The organism is Marinobacterium jannaschii DSM 6295, from assembly GCF_000620085.1.
Classification (GTDB): domain Bacteria; phylum Pseudomonadota; class Gammaproteobacteria; order Pseudomonadales; family Balneatricaceae; genus Pontibacterium; species Pontibacterium jannaschii.
The window spans coordinates 25,258-44,964 of the sequence record NZ_JHVJ01000027.1 but is presented as its reverse complement, the minus strand read 5'-3'; the positions used below and the strand labels follow the sequence as shown (position 1 = coordinate 44,964).

Annotated in this window: 22 protein-coding genes; 4 read left to right on the top strand and 18 right to left on the bottom strand. The window is 53.1% G+C overall.

Annotated elements, in window-relative coordinates:
• Positions 1–828, top strand: a complete 828-nt coding sequence (proC, locus tag Q354_RS0113590; protein ID WP_027858086.1) for a pyrroline-5-carboxylate reductase — start codon at positions 1–3, stop codon at positions 826–828.
• Between the two features lie 69 nt (positions 829–897).
• On the opposite strand, the gene hemW is transcribed toward proC, so the two are convergent.
• The 13 genes from hemW to lptM form a co-directional block, all read right to left on the bottom strand.
• Positions 898–2,031: a radical SAM family heme chaperone HemW gene (hemW, locus tag Q354_RS0113585; protein ID WP_027858085.1), complete on the bottom strand. Its 1,134-nt coding sequence runs from the start codon at positions 2,029–2,031 to the stop codon at positions 898–900.
• A 71-nt stretch (positions 2,032–2,102) separates the two neighbouring features.
• Complete coding sequence (rdgB, locus tag Q354_RS0113580; RefSeq protein ID WP_027858084.1) at positions 2,103–2,711, bottom strand: RdgB/HAM1 family non-canonical purine NTP pyrophosphatase; 609 nt, start codon at positions 2,709–2,711, stop codon at positions 2,103–2,105.
• Between the two features lie 166 nt (positions 2,712–2,877).
• Positions 2,878–3,342, bottom strand: a complete 465-nt coding sequence (locus Q354_RS0113575) for a DUF4426 domain-containing protein (protein ID WP_036229832.1) — start codon at positions 3,340–3,342, stop codon at positions 2,878–2,880.
• A gap of 14 nt (positions 3,343–3,356) precedes the next feature.
• On the bottom strand, positions 3,357–3,947 hold the full coding sequence (gene metW, locus Q354_RS0113570) for a methionine biosynthesis protein MetW (protein WP_027858082.1): 591 nt from the start codon (positions 3,945–3,947) through the stop codon (positions 3,357–3,359).
• A 1-nt stretch (position 3,948) separates the two neighbouring features.
• Positions 3,949–5,118 carry a homoserine O-succinyltransferase MetX gene (gene metX / locus Q354_RS0113565; protein ID WP_027858081.1) on the bottom strand — a complete coding sequence of 390 codons (1,170 nt, stop codon included), beginning with the start codon at positions 5,116–5,118 and terminating at the stop codon, positions 3,949–3,951.
• 128 nt (positions 5,119–5,246) lie between these two features.
• Complete coding sequence (locus Q354_RS0113560) at positions 5,247–5,537, bottom strand: DUF167 domain-containing protein (RefSeq protein ID WP_027858080.1); 291 nt, start codon at positions 5,535–5,537, stop codon at positions 5,247–5,249.
• A gap of 14 nt (positions 5,538–5,551) precedes the next feature.
• Positions 5,552–6,094, bottom strand: a complete 543-nt coding sequence (locus Q354_RS0113555; RefSeq protein WP_027858079.1) for a YggT family protein — start codon at positions 6,092–6,094, stop codon at positions 5,552–5,554.
• A 223-nt stretch (positions 6,095–6,317) separates the two neighbouring features.
• On the bottom strand, positions 6,318–7,037 hold the full coding sequence (locus tag Q354_RS0113550; RefSeq protein WP_027858078.1) for an HAD family hydrolase: 720 nt from the start codon (positions 7,035–7,037) through the stop codon (positions 6,318–6,320).
• Positions 7,030–7,938, bottom strand: a complete 909-nt coding sequence (xerC, locus tag Q354_RS0113545) for a tyrosine recombinase XerC (RefSeq protein WP_027858077.1) — start codon at positions 7,936–7,938, stop codon at positions 7,030–7,032. The genes Q354_RS0113550 and xerC overlap by 8 nt, the downstream gene beginning before the upstream one ends.
• A gap of 13 nt (positions 7,939–7,951) precedes the next feature.
• Positions 7,952–8,638: a DUF484 family protein gene (locus Q354_RS0113540; protein WP_027858076.1), complete on the bottom strand. Its 687-nt coding sequence runs from the start codon at positions 8,636–8,638 to the stop codon at positions 7,952–7,954.
• Entirely contained in the window at positions 8,635–9,465 is an 831-nt protein-coding gene (dapF, locus tag Q354_RS0113535) for a diaminopimelate epimerase (protein ID WP_027858075.1), read from the bottom strand. Before dapF ends, Q354_RS0113540 begins: the two co-directional genes overlap by 4 nt.
• 10 nt (positions 9,466–9,475) lie before the next feature.
• Entirely contained in the window at positions 9,476–10,732 is a 1,257-nt protein-coding gene (lysA, locus tag Q354_RS0113530) for a diaminopimelate decarboxylase (RefSeq protein ID WP_027858074.1), read from the bottom strand.
• Between the two features lie 11 nt (positions 10,733–10,743).
• Positions 10,744–10,857, bottom strand: a complete 114-nt coding sequence (gene lptM, locus Q354_RS27920; RefSeq protein WP_245601049.1) for an LPS translocon maturation chaperone LptM — start codon at positions 10,855–10,857, stop codon at positions 10,744–10,746.
• A gap of 208 nt (positions 10,858–11,065) precedes the next feature.
• Between lptM and cyaY the strand changes: the two genes are divergently transcribed.
• Positions 11,066–11,386 carry an iron donor protein CyaY gene (cyaY, locus tag Q354_RS0113520; protein WP_027858073.1) on the top strand — a complete coding sequence of 107 codons (321 nt, stop codon included), beginning with the start codon at positions 11,066–11,068 and terminating at the stop codon, positions 11,384–11,386.
• Here cyaY and waaA read toward each other — a convergent pair.
• Together waaA and msbA are read right to left on the bottom strand one after the other, a co-directional pair.
• Complete coding sequence (gene waaA / locus Q354_RS0113515) at positions 11,379–12,641, bottom strand: lipid IV(A) 3-deoxy-D-manno-octulosonic acid transferase (RefSeq protein WP_027858072.1); 1,263 nt, start codon at positions 12,639–12,641, stop codon at positions 11,379–11,381. The genes cyaY and waaA overlap by 8 nt on opposite strands.
• 23 nt (positions 12,642–12,664) lie before the next feature.
• Complete coding sequence (gene msbA / locus Q354_RS0113510; protein ID WP_027858071.1) at positions 12,665–14,428, bottom strand: lipid A export permease/ATP-binding protein MsbA; 1,764 nt, start codon at positions 14,426–14,428, stop codon at positions 12,665–12,667.
• A gap of 149 nt (positions 14,429–14,577) precedes the next feature.
• Here msbA and lpxL point away from each other — a divergent pair, with 149 nt between their 5' ends.
• Both lpxL and Q354_RS0113500 read left to right on the top strand, forming a co-directional pair.
• Positions 14,578–15,480, top strand: coding sequence for an LpxL/LpxP family Kdo(2)-lipid IV(A) lauroyl/palmitoleoyl acyltransferase (lpxL, locus tag Q354_RS0113505; protein ID WP_027858070.1), 903 nt, complete (start codon positions 14,578–14,580; stop codon positions 15,478–15,480).
• A gap of 41 nt (positions 15,481–15,521) precedes the next feature.
• The gene (locus Q354_RS0113500) at positions 15,522–16,466 is read left to right on the top strand and encodes a glycosyltransferase family 2 protein (RefSeq protein ID WP_027858069.1); all 945 of its coding nucleotides are present in this window, start codon (positions 15,522–15,524) and stop codon (positions 16,464–16,466) included.
• Here the strand turns inward: Q354_RS0113500 and Q354_RS0113495 are convergent.
• Genes Q354_RS0113495 through Q354_RS0113485 form a run of 3 tightly spaced genes read right to left on the bottom strand, consistent with a single transcriptional unit; the run spans position 16,443 to position 19,703 of the window.
• Positions 16,443–17,339: a hypothetical protein gene (locus Q354_RS0113495; protein ID WP_156948328.1), complete on the bottom strand. Its 897-nt coding sequence runs from the start codon at positions 17,337–17,339 to the stop codon at positions 16,443–16,445. The genes Q354_RS0113500 and Q354_RS0113495 overlap by 24 nt on opposite strands.
• Positions 17,326–18,627 carry an O-antigen ligase family protein gene (locus Q354_RS0113490; protein WP_027858067.1) on the bottom strand — a complete coding sequence of 434 codons (1,302 nt, stop codon included), beginning with the start codon at positions 18,625–18,627 and terminating at the stop codon, positions 17,326–17,328. The genes Q354_RS0113495 and Q354_RS0113490 overlap by 14 nt, the downstream gene beginning before the upstream one ends.
• Positions 18,624–19,703 (bottom strand): glycosyltransferase family protein, encoded by a 1,080-nt coding sequence (locus Q354_RS0113485; RefSeq protein ID WP_027858066.1) that lies wholly within the window; start codon positions 19,701–19,703, stop codon positions 18,624–18,626. Before Q354_RS0113485 ends, Q354_RS0113490 begins: the two co-directional genes overlap by 4 nt.
• Between the last annotated feature and the right edge of the window lie 4 nt (positions 19,704–19,707).

Below are 19,707 nucleotides of genomic sequence, written 5' to 3'. Positions count from 1 at the left end.
GTGAATAACTACCCCGTACTGGCCTTTATCGGCGCAGGAAATATGGCCAAGGCGATCTTTGGTGGCCTGATCGACAATGGCTATCCCGCCGATCATATCTGGGCCGCTGAGCCTGATGCTAATAAACTGACTGAACACTCAGCCCTGGGCCTGAAAACCACCACCAATAATGCAGAAGCCGTGCTGGCAGCTGATATCGTGGTACTGGCGGTTAAGCCTCAGATCCTGAAAGGCGTCTGCCAGGCGATGGCCGACTCAGTCCAGCAGAAGCAGCCGCTGATCATATCGGTTGCAGCCGGTATCATGGCACCCAGTCTTGATAACTGGCTCGGTGGCAACTGCAGCATCGTCCGCTGCATGCCAAACACCCCGGCTCTGGTCCAGACCGGTGCAAGTGGCCTGTATGCTAACAGCAAGGTATCAGCGGAGCAGAAGCAACAGGCCGAGCAGGTCCTCGGCGCCGTCGGTATTGCAGTATGGGTAGACGATGAAGCGTTGCTGGACGCGGTCACTGCGGTATCCGGCTCCGGACCCGCTTACTATTTTCTGTTTATGGAAGCGATGATTGAAGCAGGCCAAAAGTTGGGACTGACCGAAGAGGTCGCAACTCAGTTGACACTGCAAACTGCACTGGGGGCTGCGAAGATGGCACAAGCCAGTGATGTAGATGCTGCAGAACTGCGTCGCCGGGTTTGCTCCCCCAACGGCACTACTGAGCGGGCGGTCAAACGCTTTATTGCCGATGGCCTGCCGAAATTGGTGGAAGACGCGATGCAGGATTGCAACGATCGCTCTGAGGAGATGGCACGCGAGCTAGGTGATAGCTAACAGCTAAATCCAACCGCTAAAGGTCGGCACGATGCTTCTGGTATCGTGCCGGTCTTGCAAACTAAACGGCTATTCCAGAAACATTTCCAGCAGGTTATTCAGAAACAGGCGTCCTTGCTGAGTTGGCTGCAATCGCTGCGGATCCTCGACCAGCAAGCCTTTCATACGCGCAGCCTCAAGCTGCCTGTGAATAGTTTCCAGCTTCAAGCCTGTGCGTAATTCAAATAAAGAACTATCCACACCCTGATGCAGTCGCAGGACATTCATCATAAATTCAAACGGCAGCGCATCCGGTGCAATCCGATCCGCTCCGGACAGGCGGTTTTCTTCGCCAATATAGGCTTTTGGCTGACGCAGCTTCCAGCGGCGTAACACCTCACCTGTGGGTAAAGTGACTTTACCGTGGGCACCGGCACCGATTCCCAGATAGTCGCCAAACCGCCAGTAGTTAAGGTTATGCACAGCCTGTTTTCCATTTCGGGCATAACCTGATATCTCATACTGAGCATATCCCTCAGCAGCCAGGAGCACCTGCCCCTGCTCCTGGATCGTCCACAGGGTTTCATCCACAGGTAACGATGGCGGGCGGGAGTGAAATTCCGTGTTCGGCTCTATCGTCAGCTGATACCAGGAAAGGTGATCCGGTTGCAACGCTATCGCGCTACGCAGATCATCCAGGGCCTGTTCCAGACCTTGTCCGGGGAGGCCATGCATCAGGTCCAGATTGATATTATCGAAGATCTTGCGCGCGGTCCCGGCGGCATGCCTGGCTTCGTCGCTGCAATGCACCCGGCCCAGGGCTTTTAACTGCTCATCCTGAAAGCTCTGAATGCCGATCGACAGACGATTTACACCGGCTTCCCGGAAGCCTTCAAACTTTTCCTGCTCAAAGGTCCCGGGGTTTGCCTCCATTGTGATCTCAATGCCCTGCGCGAACGGGATACGCTGCTCGACCCCTTGCAGAATCTCTTTCAGTGCTTCAGCAGAGAACAGGCTTGGCGTGCCTCCTCCGATAAAGATGCTCTGCAGCTCACGGCCGGCAACCGAATTCAACTCCTGCTCCAGATCCGCCATCAGTGCTGTGATGTAATCAGCTTCCGGGAGTTCATCCCTGACGGCATGGGAATTGAAATCACAGTAGGGGCACTTACGGATACACCAAGGGATATGGATATAGAGGGAGAGCGGCGGTAACTGAATCATAAAAGGACTTCGGACATTATAACGGGGAGGAGAGTAGGCCTCCCCATCAAAGGATTAACGGGAGATAGGACTTAGCGCTGTCCGTAGCGGCGTCCGATCTCGGCAATAAACTGCGCCACTGCCTGACCCCGATGGCTGAGGCGGTTTTTCTGCTCAGGGGGCAACTGGGCCGAAGCCTTGCCCAGCTCCGGAATCAGGAACAACGGATCATAGCCGAAACCATTTTCACCACACGCCTCTGTCAGAATCCGGCCTTCCCAGCTTCCCTGGCAAATCAATGGCGTCGGGTCATTTGCATGACGCATAAATACCAGCAAACACTGAAAGCGCGCGCTTCGCTCAGCTTCAGGCACATCTTTCAGCATCTCCAGCAGTTTGGCATTATTCAGCGCATCCGTGGCATTCTCGCCGGAAAAACGCGCCGAATAGATCCCCGGTGAGCCCTTCAGTGCATCGACTTCCAGACCGGAATCATCCGCCAGCGCCGGCAGGCCGGTCGCAGCTGCTGCATGGCGGGCTTTAAGAATCGCATTCTCAACAAAACTCAGTCCGGTTTCGTCCGCATCGGTCACGCCAAAATCTGACTGAGGCAGCACTTCGATATGAAAGTCGGCGAGCACCTGATTAAATTCACGCAATTTGCCTTTATTACCACTGGCGAGCACGATTTTGTCAATCATCGGAGGTCTCTGAAGCTGGAAAATTCGAAAGGCGCGATTGTATCAGTGATTGAGGCCAGGACGTAGAGTTGCTATCAGGCAAGTCGGGGGACTAACTAAAGAGGTAGTGAACAATGATGACTTGCGCGCCGCCATCGGATGCAACACGCAAGCCTGAACACACGACCTAGTCGGCGTAGAACTTCTGTTCAAACTGCAGATCATAAGCCGGCTGATTTGGATCCGGTTGCACACTCAGCGAAATACGCATCAGCATATCGTCACTGAAACCGAACTGGCCAATGTAGTAGATTGCGTTACCCTCGTCGATCTTTTTAAACGGCATATCCTGGGTCTGTTCGAGCAGATTGCTGGCTTTACCCTGCACCAACGCGGATACCGGCACGGCTTTCCCCTCGGGGGCTTTTTTCAGTACCGACACATTCACCATCGCTCGTCGCTTACCGCGCTGTAAACCGTATTCCTGTGCGATGTCCGGTTGCAGAAAGCTGCTGTTAAAGGCGTTGTAATGGATCTCATAATCGCCGTAAGAAACAAACTGATCAGCCCGGGCGACCTGACTCATCATCAGCGCCAGTGATATGCCTGCCAGTGCTGCAAGGCGGCAGAAAAGATGTGGAACTCGCTTCATAACATACCTGCCTGTTATCGCGTAATACGGTAGATTGCAATTTCACCCAGCATATTGGGCCATAGGCGAATCCACCAGTGATCTTTATGCTCGTTATCCACCACCGTGCGCTCATCGATATAGATATTACGATCTACACAGAGCCGCTCGAAATCCTTAAAGGTACAAAAATGGATATTGGGCGTGTTATACCAAGTATAGGGCAGGAACTTTGACACCGGCATCTTACCGCGAAACGCCAGATATCCCCGGGCACGCCAGTGGCCAAAGTTCGGGAAAGTGACGATACACTCCTTGCCGATACGCAGCATCTCATCGACGATCAACTCGGGGCGCGACATTACCTGCAACGCCTGAGTCATGATCACCGTATCGAAACTGTTGTCCTTGATCGATGCCAGCCCGTCATCGATATTCTTCTCGATAACATTAACGCCCTTGGCGATACAGCAGGTGATATTGTCATGGTCAATCTCAAGGCCGTAGCCTCGGATCTTCTTTTCCTGTGTCAGGCAGTGCAACAGCTCACCATCACCACAGCCCAGGTCCAACACCCGGCTCCCGGGTTTAACCCAGTTCTTAATAATATCCAGATCCGAACGCATCTTATCGACCTCCCTTCGCTGCAAGAGCCGGAGTATCGGCCTCCACCCGCTGCATGTAGGCACGGAACACTTCCATATAGCGCGGAATCGGGATCAGAAACGCATCGTGCCCCTGTGGGGCGTCAATCTCGGCATAACTGACCTGCTTTTCGGCCTCCACCAGTGCATCGACAATTTCACGCGAGCGATCCGGCGCAAAGCGCCAGTCGGTGGTAAAGGAGACCAGCATAAACTGACAGGATGCATTCGACAGCGCTGCCGCCAGATCGTCACCAAATTTTTCCGCCGGATCGTAGTAATCCAGCGCCTTGGTCATCAGCAGATAGGTATTGGCATCAAACTCACCGGAGAAACGCTCGCCCTGATAACGCAGATAGGATTCGACCTCAAACTGTGGCGTAAAGTCGAAGCCGATTTTGCCCTCCTTCAGGTCGCGACCAAATTTCTCACGCATACCATCGGCTGACAAGTAGGTAATATGCCCCAGCATCCGCGCCAGCATCAGCCCGGTTTTGGGCACCTCATTGTTCTCGTAATAATGTCCGGCATAAAACTGCGGATCACGGCTGATAGCCTGACGCGCCACCTCGTTAAAGGCGATATTCTGTGCCGACAGTTTAGGCGCGCTGGCAATAACCATGCAGTGACGCAGGCGTTGCGGGAATTTAATCGACCATTGCAACGCCTGCATGCCGCCGAGGCTGCCACCGACGATTGCCGCCCACTGCTGAATACCAAGATTATCCGCCAGACGACGCTGACTCTCGACCCAGTCTTCTACGGTAACAATCGGGAAATCCGGCCCGAACGGCTTACCGGTATCCGGATTGGTCGTATTCGGCCCCGTGGAGCCATGACAGCCACCCAGGTTATTCAACCCCACGACAAAGAACTTATTGGTGTCGATAGGTTTACCGGGACCCACCGCAGAATCCCACCAGCCCGGCTTTTTATCATCCATGCTGTGATAGCCCGCCACATGATGATGCCCGGACAGGGCATGACAGATCAGCACGGCGTTGGAGCCATCAGCGTTGAGCTCTCCGTAGGTTTCCACCATCAGATCATAGCTATCCAGCGTGCGACCACAGGACAACTCCAGAGGCTGGTCAAAGTGAACTAGGCGTGGCTGGACGATACCAACCGAATCTTCGGGAATACATTCAGGCATTGTGAATACTCGACAATTCAAAAACAGACAATAGGTTTGAACATGGCCGCTAACGGCCGCAGGTCGAGCATCACATCTCGTATAGGAGGAGGACGCGACGGCAGAGGAAAAGGGTCTTCGCGATCACCTTAAGGGGTCTCTATCTCTAATATTGGCGGAATCTTAGCAGGCTTGTCGATCTTCACCCGCTTCTGGCGGCCCAGCTCACCACTGATAATACTGATATGGCTTTTAGCGACGCCGAACTGCTTACCCAGAAACTTTTTCAGATGCGCATTGGCACGCCCTTCTATGGGCGGTGCCGTAATACGGATCTTAATACTATCACCATGAAGGCCGGCGAACTCATCTCTTGAAGCCTTCGGTTGCAGGTGGCAACTCAGAATCAAGTCACCCGCCTGCCACTGGTACCAGTCCAACTCAGACAGCCTGCTCAGACAACCAGACGCGACAACTGAGACTGCACGATCTGGATGACCAGAAATATAAGGATAGGCGACAGATCCAGTCCACCAATAGGTGGAATAACTTTACGCGCCAGGGCAAACAGCGGCTCGGTCAGCTGCTGAATCAGTTGCGGCCCCGGGTGATAGCTGCCGGGTGCAACCCAGCTGATAATCACCGATGCCAGTACTGCCCAGAACATAATGGTCAGGATGGTATCAAAGACACCGATCCCGGCGTAGATCAGCAACTGCACCACATTAGGGATCTGGTCCACCACCAGGAACATCAGCAGCAGGGTTGCAAACTTCACCCCCCAGGCCAGAATCAATGCTGACAAATCGAAGCGCCCCATGCGCGGCACCAGCTTCTGCAGCGGCGCCATCGGCACAGATGTCAGCTTCACCACGGCCTGTGATATCGGGTTGTAATAGTCGGCCCGGGCGATCTGCAGCAGAAAGCGCATAATCACCACAAACGCATACAATTCACCCAAGGTGCGAATAATCAGAGTGATAGGATCCTGTCCCATGTGCAGTCCTGTTGGCCTGGAAATCGTTGCAACTTAATCCAACAAATTGTTTTACAACGATTTCGGTTGCTGTTGCCGAAAGTATAGAGCCTAACTGAAGCGAGGTGAACTCTGTTTTATGTTCGGGCCTGTTGCGGGAACGACAAACCGCCTCCCCTGCGATCGGCAATAACCTCGTTGCATACAACCGGCCCCTGAATAAAACAGACGCCTCTATTCGCCGCTACAGCGTAAACCGCTCTTTCGCTTCCCCGGCAATATCTTCAATCACCGCCGGTATCTGACTCAGACACTGGACCGTGCGGCTGGCCTCTACCGGCTGATCAGAGCCGGTCAGATTGACCCAGATGGTCCAGATTCCCAGGTCATTGGCTCCTTGCACATCGGCCACCGGGTTGTCACCAATATGGATCACCTGTTCAGGCCGCAGATTGTTTTGCTGCAGCATCTGTTCAAACATCAACGGATGCGGCTTTTCCTCACCGACCTGATCGGCATTGAGACCGAAATCCATCAGATGGCCAAGACCGACCTTATGGATATCGGCATTACCGTTACTCAGAGCCCCCAGCAGATAGCCCTGATCTTTCAGTTGCTGCAGCATGCCCAGCGCGTGCTCAAAAAATTCCACCTGCTGGCGGGCTTCATGGAAGATTTCGAAACCTTTCTCAGCAATCACCGTCGCCTGATCGGCATCAAAACCGGCCTTGCGCAACGCATGTTGCATAACTTCCATTCGGATCAGTGTAACGCTATGACTGATTTCCGGCTTTGCCTGCATCACAGTGCGGCGCAGCTCCGGCCAGTCACTGGATCGGTACAACTCACCGAATGGTGCCGCATTATTCGCCAGCCATTCAAACAGGGTATGGTTGGCCTGATCAACCACCGGATCCACTGCCCACAGGGTATCGTCGAGGTCGAATGTAATACATTTAATCATTTTTCTTCTGTGCCCTTGGGTGCGCTTTCTCGTAAACCTCCATCAGATGCTGGAAGTCGAGGTGTGTATAGATTTGGGTGGTAGAGATATCGGCATGGCCCAGCAGCTCCTGAACAGCACGCAGATCACCACTGGATTCCAGCATATGACTGGCGAAGCTGTGCCGCAAGCGGTGAGGATGAACTTTCCCCTGCACACCCAGCAACTTTCCCCAATGATCCATGCGCTGTTGCACCGCCCGGCTACTGAGGCGATTGCCCCGGTTACTGACAAACAGCGCCGTTTGATCCAGCCCGGCAAACTCATCCCGATAACCAAGCCAGCGCTGCAATGCATCAACGGCCTTGCTTCCGATCGGTAACTGGCGGTCTTTTTGCCCTTTACCGGTCACAACCAGACTCCCGTCTGCCAGGTCCGGGTCGGTCACATTGAGACTCACCAGCTCAGCCAGTCGCAATCCGGAGGAGTAGATGAGTTCGACCATCGCCTTATCACGCGCCGATACGGCATCACTGACCGGAATATCCATCAATATGGCAGTCTGATCGACATCCAGCGTATTGGGCAGTTTGCGGGGTGCCTTAGGAGCCTGTACGCCTAACGCGGGGTTGTGTTCGACCACACCTTCACGGTGCAGATATTTATAAAAGGTTCGGGTTGCGGAAAGCACTCGCTGGATACTGCGGCCGCCCTGACCTTCGCGGTGCAGCTTCGCCGCGAACTGACGCACCTGTGTGCTCTGCAGATCAGCCCATCCATTCAGTGGCTGCAGATAGATAAAAGCCAGTAATTGCTGCAGATCACGGCGGTAATTTTTGCAGGTATGAGGAGAAAGCTGACGCTCAGTCTGCAGATGGTGGATAAAGGCTTCCAGCCAGCGGTCCTGAACGTCAATATGCATGGCTGATCGGCAATCAGTGTGTCAGGCGGGAAACAACACGACTCAGTACTTCACCGACATAGCTCAGCAACAGGGTGCCCTGACTGCTCTGGAAGTAATGAGCATCATAGCTGCCGACCGCCAGCAAACCGATGGTTTCGCCCTGCACCAGCGGCACGACCGCTGCAGACTGGACCCGGATCGCCGCTTCGCCAAAAACAAAGCGATTCTGCGCCTCGTTCAGCTGACCAACACTGGCCAGGTTGCTGCTTATCAGCGCCTCGATCGGCCCGGTAGCATCCGGATGGACGCAACGCAGATCGTTACTTTCAAATGCACTCTCGCTGAACAGGATCAGGGCAGTTTCATCGCCATTAAAATCCTGACAGAGGCTTTCGTCGATCGCCACGGCGACATCATCCAGAGTGTGGGCTTCCAGCAGGGAAAGTACCATACGCCGGGTTTTGTTGAATTGCAGGTCATTAAAGCGGGCAATATCCACCAGTTCGCTCAGGCGGCCAGCCAGAGTCTGGTTTTTCTCACGCAGGACCGCGGTCTGGCGTTCGACCAGAGAAACGGCCCGCCCGCTGTCATGAGGCACATAGAGTTCGGCCAGCAGATGCTGATGACGACTGAAGAAGTCAGGCGTACTGGAGAGGAACTCCGCCACCGCCGCTTCATCCAGAGTGACCTGACTGTTCTCTGCTGTGTTGTTACTCATAGGAATATCTGACCTTCATAGACCGTGGTTGCCGGACCGGTCATTATGACCGGATGCCCCATGCCCTGCCAGCTGATTTCCAGATCACCGCCGGGAAGATGCACTGTGACAGTCTGATCCAGCTTCCCCCGTAGTATCCCCGCGACAACGGCACCACAGGCGCCGGTACCGCAGGCCATGGTTTCACCCACACCACGTTCGAACACCCGCAGATTCACTTCACTACGGCTGATCAGCTGCATAAATCCGATATTGGCGCGCGCCGGGAAACGTGGATGCGCTTCCAGCAGCGGCCCCAGCGTTTCGACCGGAGCGCTTGCCGTGTCATCGACCAGCAATACACCATGGGGATTACCCATCGATACCGCACTGATCTGATAAGACTCACCCTGCACGTCGATATCGTAGACTGAGGCCTGTTCAGGCGCATCAAAGGGCACCTTCGGCGGTTCCAGTACCGGCGCCCCCATGTCCACTTCAACCTGACGATCTTCGCGCACTTTCAGGATCGCGCGACCATTAGCGGTCTCGACCACAATCTCATCTTTTGCCGTCAGGCGCTTATCCCGCACAAACTTGGCAAAGCAGCGCGCACCGTTACCGCAGTTCTCGACTTCAGAGCCATCCTGATTGTAGATCCGATAACGGAAGTCTACGTTCGGATCGGATGGCGCTTCGACAATCAGCAACTGATCGAAGCCGACACCAAAATGACGGTCACCCAGCTTCTTTACCATTTTTGGCGTCAGCTTCAGGCGCTGGGTCACCAGATCCAGCACCATAAAGTCATTGCCAAGGCCGTGCATTTTCGTAAAACGTACCAGCATCAGGTTATCCTCATGCATCTTTCGGCAGCAGCTTCTCGCCCCGTACCATATCGGTCAGCGACTCGCGCTGGCGAATCAGGTGGGCTTTATTATCATCCACCATCACTTCGGCGGCACGGCCTCGGGTATTGTAGTTAGAAGCCATGGTAAAGCCGTAGGCTCCGGCCGAGCATACCGCCAGCAGATCACCCGGCTGCAGATTCAGCTGACGTTCTTTTCCGAGGAAGTCGCCGGTTTCGCAGACCGGTCCCACCAGATCCCAGGCTTTAGTCTCACCCTCTTCGCGCAGCTCGACCGGAATGATCTCCTGATAGGCGCTGTAGAGCGCCGGACGGATCAGGTCGTTCATCGCCGCATCGATAATCGCGAAGTTCTTTTCACCGGTTGGCTTGAGGAACTCCACTTCAGTGACCAGGATGCCGGCATTCGCCGCAATAGAGCGCCCCGGCTCAAAAATCAGTCCCAGCGGGCGATCTCCCAGTCTTGCAACAATGGCATCGATATAATCCGCCACTGCCGGCGGCTCTTCATCGGTATAGCAAACGCCGAGGCCACCACCCAGATCCAGGTGACGGATGGTGATTCCCTGCTCTGCCAGCTTGTCGACCAGTACCAACAGGCGATCCAGGGCATCCAGGAACGGCTCAATCTCGGTCAGCTGGCTGCCAATATGGCAATCCATACCCACTACCTCGACATTATCCATCGCCGCTGCACGACCATAGATACGTACCGCCTCATCGATATCGATACCGAACTTGTTCTCTTTCAGGCCGGTCGAGATATAGGGGTGAGTCCCCGCATCAACATCCGGGTTTACGCGAAACGAGATTTTGGCGACTTTGCCTTCTGTCGCAGCCACTTCATTAACGCGCTCCAGCTCCGGCTCAGATTCGATATTGAAGCAGTGGATACCCACGTCCAGCGCACGCTTGATCTCGGCAGGCTTCTTACCCACACCAGAGAAAACAATCTTCGACGGCTCGCCACCGGCTTTTAATACCCGCTCCAGCTCACCGACGGAGACGATATCAAACCCCGCCCCCAGACGGGCCAGCAGGTTCAGCACGGCAATATTGGAGTTAGCCTTTACGGCGTAGCATACCAGCGCATCCCGCCCTTCCAGGGCCTGAGCATACTGCAGGTAGTTACGCTCAAAGGCATCGCGGGAGTAAACATAAGTCGGCGTGCCATACTGGGCGGCAATCTTCGTGACCGCCAGATCTTCACAGTGCAGCCGGCCGTTTCGGTATTCAAAATTATCCATCTGTTGTCTCGTCAGTTCTGCTGTGATTGCTGTGCGTCGCCTTTCGGAAGGTAGAGATCGCCCTTCTGTCCGCAACCACCCAGTAACGTCATGCTGACCAGCAGCATCAGTCCGAATTTTCTCACATCTATATCCACAGCCTGATTAGTTGATAGGCAAAGTATACCGGCCTCCCAACGGCTTGAGTACCGCAAAACCCCGCACAAAGAGCGCTTTAACGCCGTCAAAAAGCTGCCTGCCGCTGACAAAATGGTGGCCGTCGGAGGTGTCTCCGGAGGCTAAAAGGAATACACTTCTCTGCAAACAGAGTTTTAGTGATGTAAGGGCCTGGAGATGACCGAATCAGAATTTAACGATCTGGTGGACACAACGCTGGAAAACATCGAGTACCAACTGGATGATGCGGAAAGTGATCTGGATTACGAAAATAGCGGTGGCGTATTAACGGTTATCTGCGAAAACCGTAGTCAGATAATCTTCACCCGCCAGGCTCCGGTGCTCCAGCTATGGGTTGCTACCCGCAGCGGCGGTTTCCACTTTGATTACAAAGACGGAGGCTGGGTGCGAGACAGTGATGGCGAGTCACTGGCAGACTTCCTGCAATCTGCGTTCCGAGATCAGGCAAACGAAACTTTCAGCTTCGATTTCAGCTGATATTCCCATGTTCTTCGATCAGGGAGTAGAGGCGCTCTAACGCTCCCTGATTCTGTTTGACAAAGGCCGCCGCCTTCCTTCCCTGCTCCAATGCGCGCTCAGGGTTAGCCATCAGGTCGACCAGACAACGTTGCAGACCATCTCCTGATTCAGCCAGTTGCAGACCACCCGATAGCTCAAGCTCGCTACAGATTTCTGCAAAGTTGAACACATGCGGCCCCATCACCACCGGCTTTGCCAACACCGCAGGCTCCAGCGGATTGTGCCCCCCACGTTCTATCAGACTACCGCCGACAAAAGCGATATCGGCTGCTGCAAATAGCAATAGAAGCTCACCCATGGTATCGCCAATATAGACCGCCGTACTGGAGCGAACTTCAGCACCACTGCTCCGACTCACAACCTGGAAGCCCTTGGAAGAACACAATTCAGCGACCGGACCAAATCGCTCTGGATGCCTGGGGACTATAACCAGTAACAGATCCGGCTCCAGCTGTTGCAATGCAGGCAATATTTCAAGCAGCATCTGCTCTTCGCCATCATGGGTACTACCCGCCACAATAACCGGGCGAGCACCCCACTCTGCCTTGAGCTGAAAGGCTTTAGCCACCAAGTCATCGGCTGGCGAAATATCAAACTTGATGCTGCCCGTAACCTGCAGTCGATTTTCAGGCAGGCCCAATTGCAGGAACCGATCTGCCGCTACTCTGTTCTGAGCCGCCACTAGCGTCAGCTGCTGCAGCATCGGCCGGGTCAGTGAAGAAAACTTCGCATATCCCCTAGCGGAACGTTCCGAAAGCCGGGCGTTGGCCAGCACTACCGGAATAGCGCGAGTATGGCAGCCCGAGACAATGTTAGGCCACAACTCAGTCTCCACTACGACCAGCGCGCGGGGATCTGTACGGCGTAAAAACAGGCTCACCAGCCAGGGATGATCGTAGGGACAATAACAGTGCAGCACACGATCGCCAAAAATCGATCTCACCCGTTCAGCCCCGGTGGGTGTCATAGTGGTCACCAGGACAGGCAGCTCCGGATGACGCTTCAGCAGCAATTCAACCAGCGGTGCAATTGCCACGGTCTCACCCACAGAAACCGCATGAATCCATAACGGCTGACCCGATATTTTCGGAGCCAGGCCAAAACGCTCGGATACGCGCTCAGCGTATGCAGGAGCCTTACGGCTACGCAGGTAAAGCCTGACCAGTACAAGCGGCAGTGCCAGATACCAGGCACAGGAATAGAGCCATCTCACTTTTGCTTACCCCTACGCCGCAATTACTCTGAGGTTCTCTGATATTGCAGGCTGTGCAGCTGGGCATAAATACCATCCAGCGCCAATAACTCTGCGTGACTGCCAACTTCGGCAATCTGCCCCTGATCCAGCACCACGATTCTGTCTACGTCTTCAATCGTTGAAAGACGGTGGGCAATCACCAGCGTAGTGCGGCCCCGCATTACATTATGCATGGCATCCTGAATATGGCGTTCAGACTCTGAATCCAATGCCGATGTCGCTTCATCCAGGATCAGGATCGGGGCATCCTTTAATAGTGCGCGCGCTATTGCAATACGTTGCCGTTGTCCACCGGAGAGACTTATCCCCTGAGACCCAATCAGAGTATTCAGTCCCTGAGGCAGCCTATCGGCAAACTCCACCACATGAGCAGCTTCTGCAGCCCGACGCACCTGCTCTGCACTGCATGTGGCCAGTGCGCCATAAGCGATGTTCTCAGCTAGTGTGCCATCGAATAGCACTACATTCTGATTGACGATTGAGATCTGCTTTCGCAGAGAGTTGAGGCTGTAATCCTTCAGTACTACATCATCCAGATATATCGAACCCGATGTGGGCTCTCCAAAGCGCGGCAGAAGACTCACCAGGGTTGATTTCCCGCTGCCGGAGCGGCCAACGAAAGCCACTGATTCGCCGGCTTTCACATCAAGACTCAGGTTTCGGATCGCATCAGAGTCAGCCCCCTGATAGCGGAAACAGAGATCCTTAAAGCGGAGGTCTCCCCGGCATTCTTCCACAACAAGAATCCCGTTATCCTGCTCGACTTTCTCGTCCAGAATTTCAAAAACGCTGTCAGCGGCGGCGATCCCTTTCTGAATCACGCTATTGACGCTCGTAAGTTGGCGTAGCGGTTTTGCTATCATCCCCGCTGCTGTGATGAAGGAGATAAACTCCCCTGCTGACATCGCCGCCATTAGTGAAGGATGCATCGCCATATAGACCAGTATCGATAGCGCCGAGGCCACAATCAGCTGAATCAGCGGAGTACTGATTGCTTCGGTCACTACCAGCTTCATAAACTGCTGCCGGTTTCGATCGCTGGCCTCATGGAAACGCTTTTGCTCCGCTTCAATACCACCGAACACCCGCACCACATCAATACCATTAACCACTTCGGTAGCGACATGGGCCACATCACCGACCGAATCCTGAATAGTACCGCTTAGCTTACGAAACCTTTTCGCTGCAAGGGTCACCAGCAAGGCCACCACAGGCATGACCACCAGAAAAATAGCCGTGAGCTTCCAATTCAAATAAATCAGATAGCCAAACAAGCCAATCACGGTCAGACCTTCGCGCAGCAGAATTCGCAAGGCCATCGTCACCGAATCCGTGACCTGCTCAACGTTATAGGTAAATCGTGAAAGAATCTGTCCATTGGAGCTGCCCTGAAAGAATGCACTGGGCAGTCGAAGCATATGGTCAAAGAGGCTCTTGCGCAGGTTGTTAATCACATGCCGGGCAGCATAGGAAATACTATACAGCCCCAGGAAACTGCCTATCCCCCGGACAAAAAACAGCCCGATCACTGACAGGGCCAGCCAGCCCCTGGCATCCAGATCACCTGCACTGACACTGTCCACCACATACTGCAGCCACTTGGCAAACCCCGCCTGTGTGCCGGCATAGAGTCCAAAGCCCAGTACACTGACTACCAGGGTAAACCAGTATGGACGTACATAAGTAAGCAAACGCAGGTAGACGCGCCAGCTTGACGCATGTGCGGAATCAGATTGTAGAGGCATGGCAGTAATAAAAACAAAAGGATGAGGCAAGGAGTATACCCCGATTAGCAACGGGCTTCATATACTGCATATTCTGCGCGGCAGCGTGCCATGTACATGGTACAATCAGCTTTTTGAATCAACGTCCGCTTACCTTAAAATCACAGCCCATGTCATTTTACGCTCCCCGTTTCTGGCCCACCTGGTTGCTGCTAGCGCTATTGCGACTGGCGATACTTCTGCCTCTGCGAATTCAATACGCACTGGGTCGCCAACTAGGCCGACTTTTGTATAGAGCCATCAGGCGTCGGCGTCGAATTGTCGAAGTCAATCTGGAACTCTGCTTTCCGGAAAAGAGCGCCCCGGAGCGCCGGCAGATGGCTATAGAAGTATTTGAGAACAACGCCATCGGCCTGCTCGAAACAGCCAACGCCTGGTGGTCATCAACTGCCCGGTTCGAAAACCGCTGCACCATAGAGGGTCTTGAACATCTGGAAGCGGCAAAGGCCAACGGGAAAGGCATTTTATTAACTGCAGCGCACTATTCAACTCTGGACCTGGGAGGCTTTCTGCTGGGACAGCATCTTGATTTCTATGCAGTCTATCGCCCTCACAACAATCCATTGTTCGATCATTTTATTTGCAAGGGACGCAATCGCTTTATAAAACAGCTGATCAACAATGAAAGCAGCAGAGGGATCATCCGGAACCTTCGCAACGGCAATATCGTCTGGTTTGCGCCCGATCAGGATATGGGGCCGAAGCAATCAATAGAGGTTCCTTTTTTTGGCATCCCAGCAGCGACAGTCCCTTCGGCATCGAAGCTGGCTCGGCTCGGCAAAGCTCAGGTTATGATCTTCGCGCATTACAGATCATCTGAAGATGGGCATTACCTGTTAAAGTTTCACCCCGTAATGAGCGACTTCCCTTCTGACGATGAAATATCCGACACCACTCGCGTCAATATTGCACTGGAACAAGCGATCAGGGAATATCCAACCCAGTATATGTGGGTACACCGTCGCTTTAAGACCGCTTTTGATGGTAGCGATAAAGCTGTCCGCTACGAATAACCCGATCGGTATCTTACGTGTCTAGGAACCCACAAGCGTTTATGCCTCAAGCACAGCTAGCTGTTGTAATCCCTGTATACAACCGTGAGACTCTGGTTCTGGAGACATTGGATTCAGTCCGGCGTCAAGACGTTCAGCCTGATCTGGTTGTGATCATTGATGACGGCTCAACGGATTGTAGCCACACGAATGTGGAACACTGGATTCAAAGTCATAAACTGGATCCAGCCAGATGGCGGCTTGTACATCAGGTAAATAAAGGACTCTCAAGCGCTCGAAACGCGGCCAGGCCTTTTGTGAGCAATATGGACTTAATTGTCTTTCTGGACTCCGACGATATCTGGCCAGAGGATTTTGTCCGCCGCGCTAAAAACCACTTTCAAGCAAATCCAGATGACATAGCGGCATCATCCGATGGAGTAAAGTTGTTTTATGATGAACAAGGCTCTATTACTCATCGAAAGCTATTACCTCTTGAACCAAACCCGCAGTCGTTTAGGTTACTAAGAAACCGATCACCGCTTGTCTGTGCCACCGTGTTTAAGCTTAGCGCCCTAGACTCTATTGGCTGGTTTGATGTACGTATCAGATACGGTGAGGACCATCTTCTCTGGCATTTGATTGCTACACAAGGCAGCTGGGGCTACTTGCCGGGTAAACCATTTCAGTACCGATACTTCCATAACCCGCAGCAGCCCCACGCATCCACCGCGCCTCAACTCACTTCAAGGCTACGCTGTGCACGAGTTTTATCTAAACGACTCAACGAGCTTTGTGATCAAAACCAATTACGAAACCCGGACGTTCGCTGGGCTATCTGGAAAACCTGGTACGCTGCTGCCAGAGCCTGCGATAAAGCGGGCAAGAAAGCTGCGGCCCGTCGGCTTTACTGGGAAGCTATCAAAGCCGATCCACGCCAGATAAAAGCAGCCGCGCATTACCTACGCTGCTGCGTGCAAAAGCTACTTTTCACATGGGGCAAGTAGCCTCAAACGTTTACGCCATCTGCGCTTATGCCGCTCCACACGGGAGGGGCGTTCAGCTCGTAACGGTGGCAGTTTGTGATTTTCTACTAGCTCACGATACTTACCTGCAACCTGATCAATATCAGCCTTTATATTAAGCGCCTGAAAAAGCAGAGTAAGGGCAAAATCATGCCACTGTGCTTTATTAGCCCAATAGTGATAGATAACCTGATCACAGGCCTCTAACGGCCCACTTTCCTCCAATGCCAATCCCGCGGCAACCTGCTCTAAAGTTCGACCGGGTATCTCAGCAGCCATCATCGCATCAAGAGTTTGCAAGGCTTTCATCGCCCTGCTCGCTTGCCCCGCGGGTACTCCGATGATGCCTGAATTCCACTGACGAGATTCCTTAGTCGCCCGTATACCTGCAAAGTCGCTACCTTTCAGGGCTTTCCAATAGGCCCTCTCGGCCTTGGTATCACCATCACTGAAGCGGTCTTCTGACTTCTGCATCAATGCTACACCCTGCTCCAATCGCTCCTGTAAGCCAGAAAGATGGGACACAGCCACGCAGTCAGTATCAAACCATATTGACGCACAGCTGTATGCACTGGCTATGTCAGCAGCCAGACATAGCTTTGCACGGAAAAAGTAGGGGTTCTTCCCAGGCCCGCCATTAATCCATCCTTGCAATTGATCTTGCGGCATTGTCCGGATTTGGATACGTCCTCCCTCTAACCAACAGTAGTATTCTGGATGATCCGTATAGACTACAATTACAGTCTCGGGGTCAGAATAAGCGTAGAGTGATATGACAGAGAGCTGGGCCTCTTGGTGATAACTCACGGATGAGCCCACCGCCAATGTGTAAAATACCATATTAGATTGTGTCATATTGTAGTTCCTCCTTACTCACCGGCGGAATTGAGAAAGATTGTGAGAAGTGCACCGATAGAAAAAGCCCCCCAAGAAGGAACCAGTACATCTGACAGTAGCCTCGCATGATTTGATAATCAGCCAAGCTCCAGATTGCAAAGTTAAGCCCCAAGCCAATAAGAGCCAGCACTACCCCGTGCTCCAAAACACCTTTACGCCATGCATCCAATAAGGTGAACAGGAGCAAAGCCGCACCCACACTTAAAATCCCAATGCCAATCGCACCAAAGCGAACAAGAAGTTCCAGGTAAGTGTTATGCAGATGGTAAATTTTTAACGGCAGAGAATCCGCTCCTTCTTTTGCCAGCTCATATCCTGCCCCCCACCCCAGCCAAGCTTTTTCCCACCATGCCTCAAAACCAAGCAAAACAGCATGATACCGGACACCCAGAGAGCCTCCGGGTACAGCTCTCTGCGGATCAAAAATAGACTTGATGGTCTCTAACTCATATAACACTCGGGAAGAGACTGTATCCAGCTGATACAACCCAACCAGGACAAGCACACTAATCAATAGCAACGCAACACCACGAAGAATACTCTCCTTCAAGCCAGCCCCCCCATACTGACAAAACAGGATGCTGGGAGTCAGAATGATTAAAGCAAGCCAGATTGCCCGGGTCTGAGTATGAAAAACGATAGTCAGCGAAAAAGTCAGTAGCAGCGTCCACATAACGCCACGCCCCAGCCGCCACCGCCCAATGCTCCCTACCATTTCCTTATGCAAGGCTACTAAGCCCACTACAAGCGCCCCGCTTAACAATGCAGCCATTGGAATCTGCACCCCAAACCCTGTCCTACGATTGGTAAACAGATAGTGAGGAAGGCTATCCCAATCAACACGCTTTAAAGTATTGAGAACAAGCCCGGTAAGGGCCAATACTAGCAGCAACTTGATCTTGCGCTCATCCCCCCTCGCCCACCAGCCGACGATAAAGAACAGACTGAGTTTGAAGAAATCAGCAGTTGCAGATAGGTGGATCCCAAACTGCTCTGGGGTCTCTATATAGACTAAGCCCAACCGCAACCCCAGATAGAGATTCCAGGCCACGACAAGCCAGAAAATCGGCATACGGCTCCATGCAGATAAACTGACGCGGGGCGTGAGTAAGCTGCAGACCAGCATAGTCAGCAGTGCAAGGTTTGCGGCCCCCGGTGCCACCCATGCGGTTAAGAAGAACAGATACAATGCCCAGTTGCCTACTCGCTCAATTCGTAGCGACTGGCTTTCTACGACCACACTCATTTAGAAACAGCTCCGCATTTAGGTGCCTTATAGATTTGGGAGGCCCATTCATAGCCTTCGGACAGAGGCCGGTCCTGAGCAACTTCAAGGATAAACTTTGCTACCCGACGCGCATCACAAATCCGATGAACCTTGTTCCAGCCAGCTTCAGCAATATCTCTGGCTGCCTGCGGATTCTGTTTGTAATAAGCGACTTTATCGATCAACTCATCATTGGAATCGAACCAGACGACTTCGTCATCGCTAAATAGCTGATCCAATCCCTGAGTCCGTGGTGAGAATGTGCAAAGGCCATTGCCTGTCATCTGTTGTAGTCGATCCGAGCTGTACCAGTCCACATCCACTCTGCGTGACAAGGACAATCCCATCAAGCTAGATTCCAATGCTGCATAATAAGGACGACCATGGATACGTGGATTATCCAGCGCCTGGAAAATCCGGAAGTTAACACCCGGCACGTCATCGCGTAACTTTTTCAATAGCGCCTGCCGCTCCGGTTCATGGTAGTCACTACCAGCAAAGACAAGATCGCTACTCGGTTCGGGATTACGGAATGCCTCTCCACTCTCAGCCCCCTTATAAACCCAGTTGGGTATATGAGCTACGGTACAGTTCCGCCCGCCCTCTGACTGACCAATCGCTTCCAGCAGCGGCCCGCCGGTGGTAGTAAACAGGGCATCAAGCAAAGAGGTGCGGCTGTTAAGCAATTCCACACCGTGTTCATGGAACAAAGGGTCGCAGTACCACATCGCAATCGGAACATTCGGATAGCGGCTGCGAATTTGTTGCAGGGTTTCCAGCGATATCAGTTCCGAGTGCCCCAACATGATGAAATCGGGCTGGTAGTTGTCGACCATCTCCAGCAGACGTCGATTCATCACCTTAGTGCCGCCTTTTTTGCTTTTAAACATGTTCTCAGCGCGTGCAACATCACGATGTGAAAACGGCTCTACACAGTGACCGAGTTGCACGAAGCCATAGGACAGTTTGGAATCCAGCCCCATATACCACTGTCCGTACTTAAAGCGTTCGAAATTAGCGACGTGAAGAATACGGAGCGATCTTGAAGTGTTCATACTG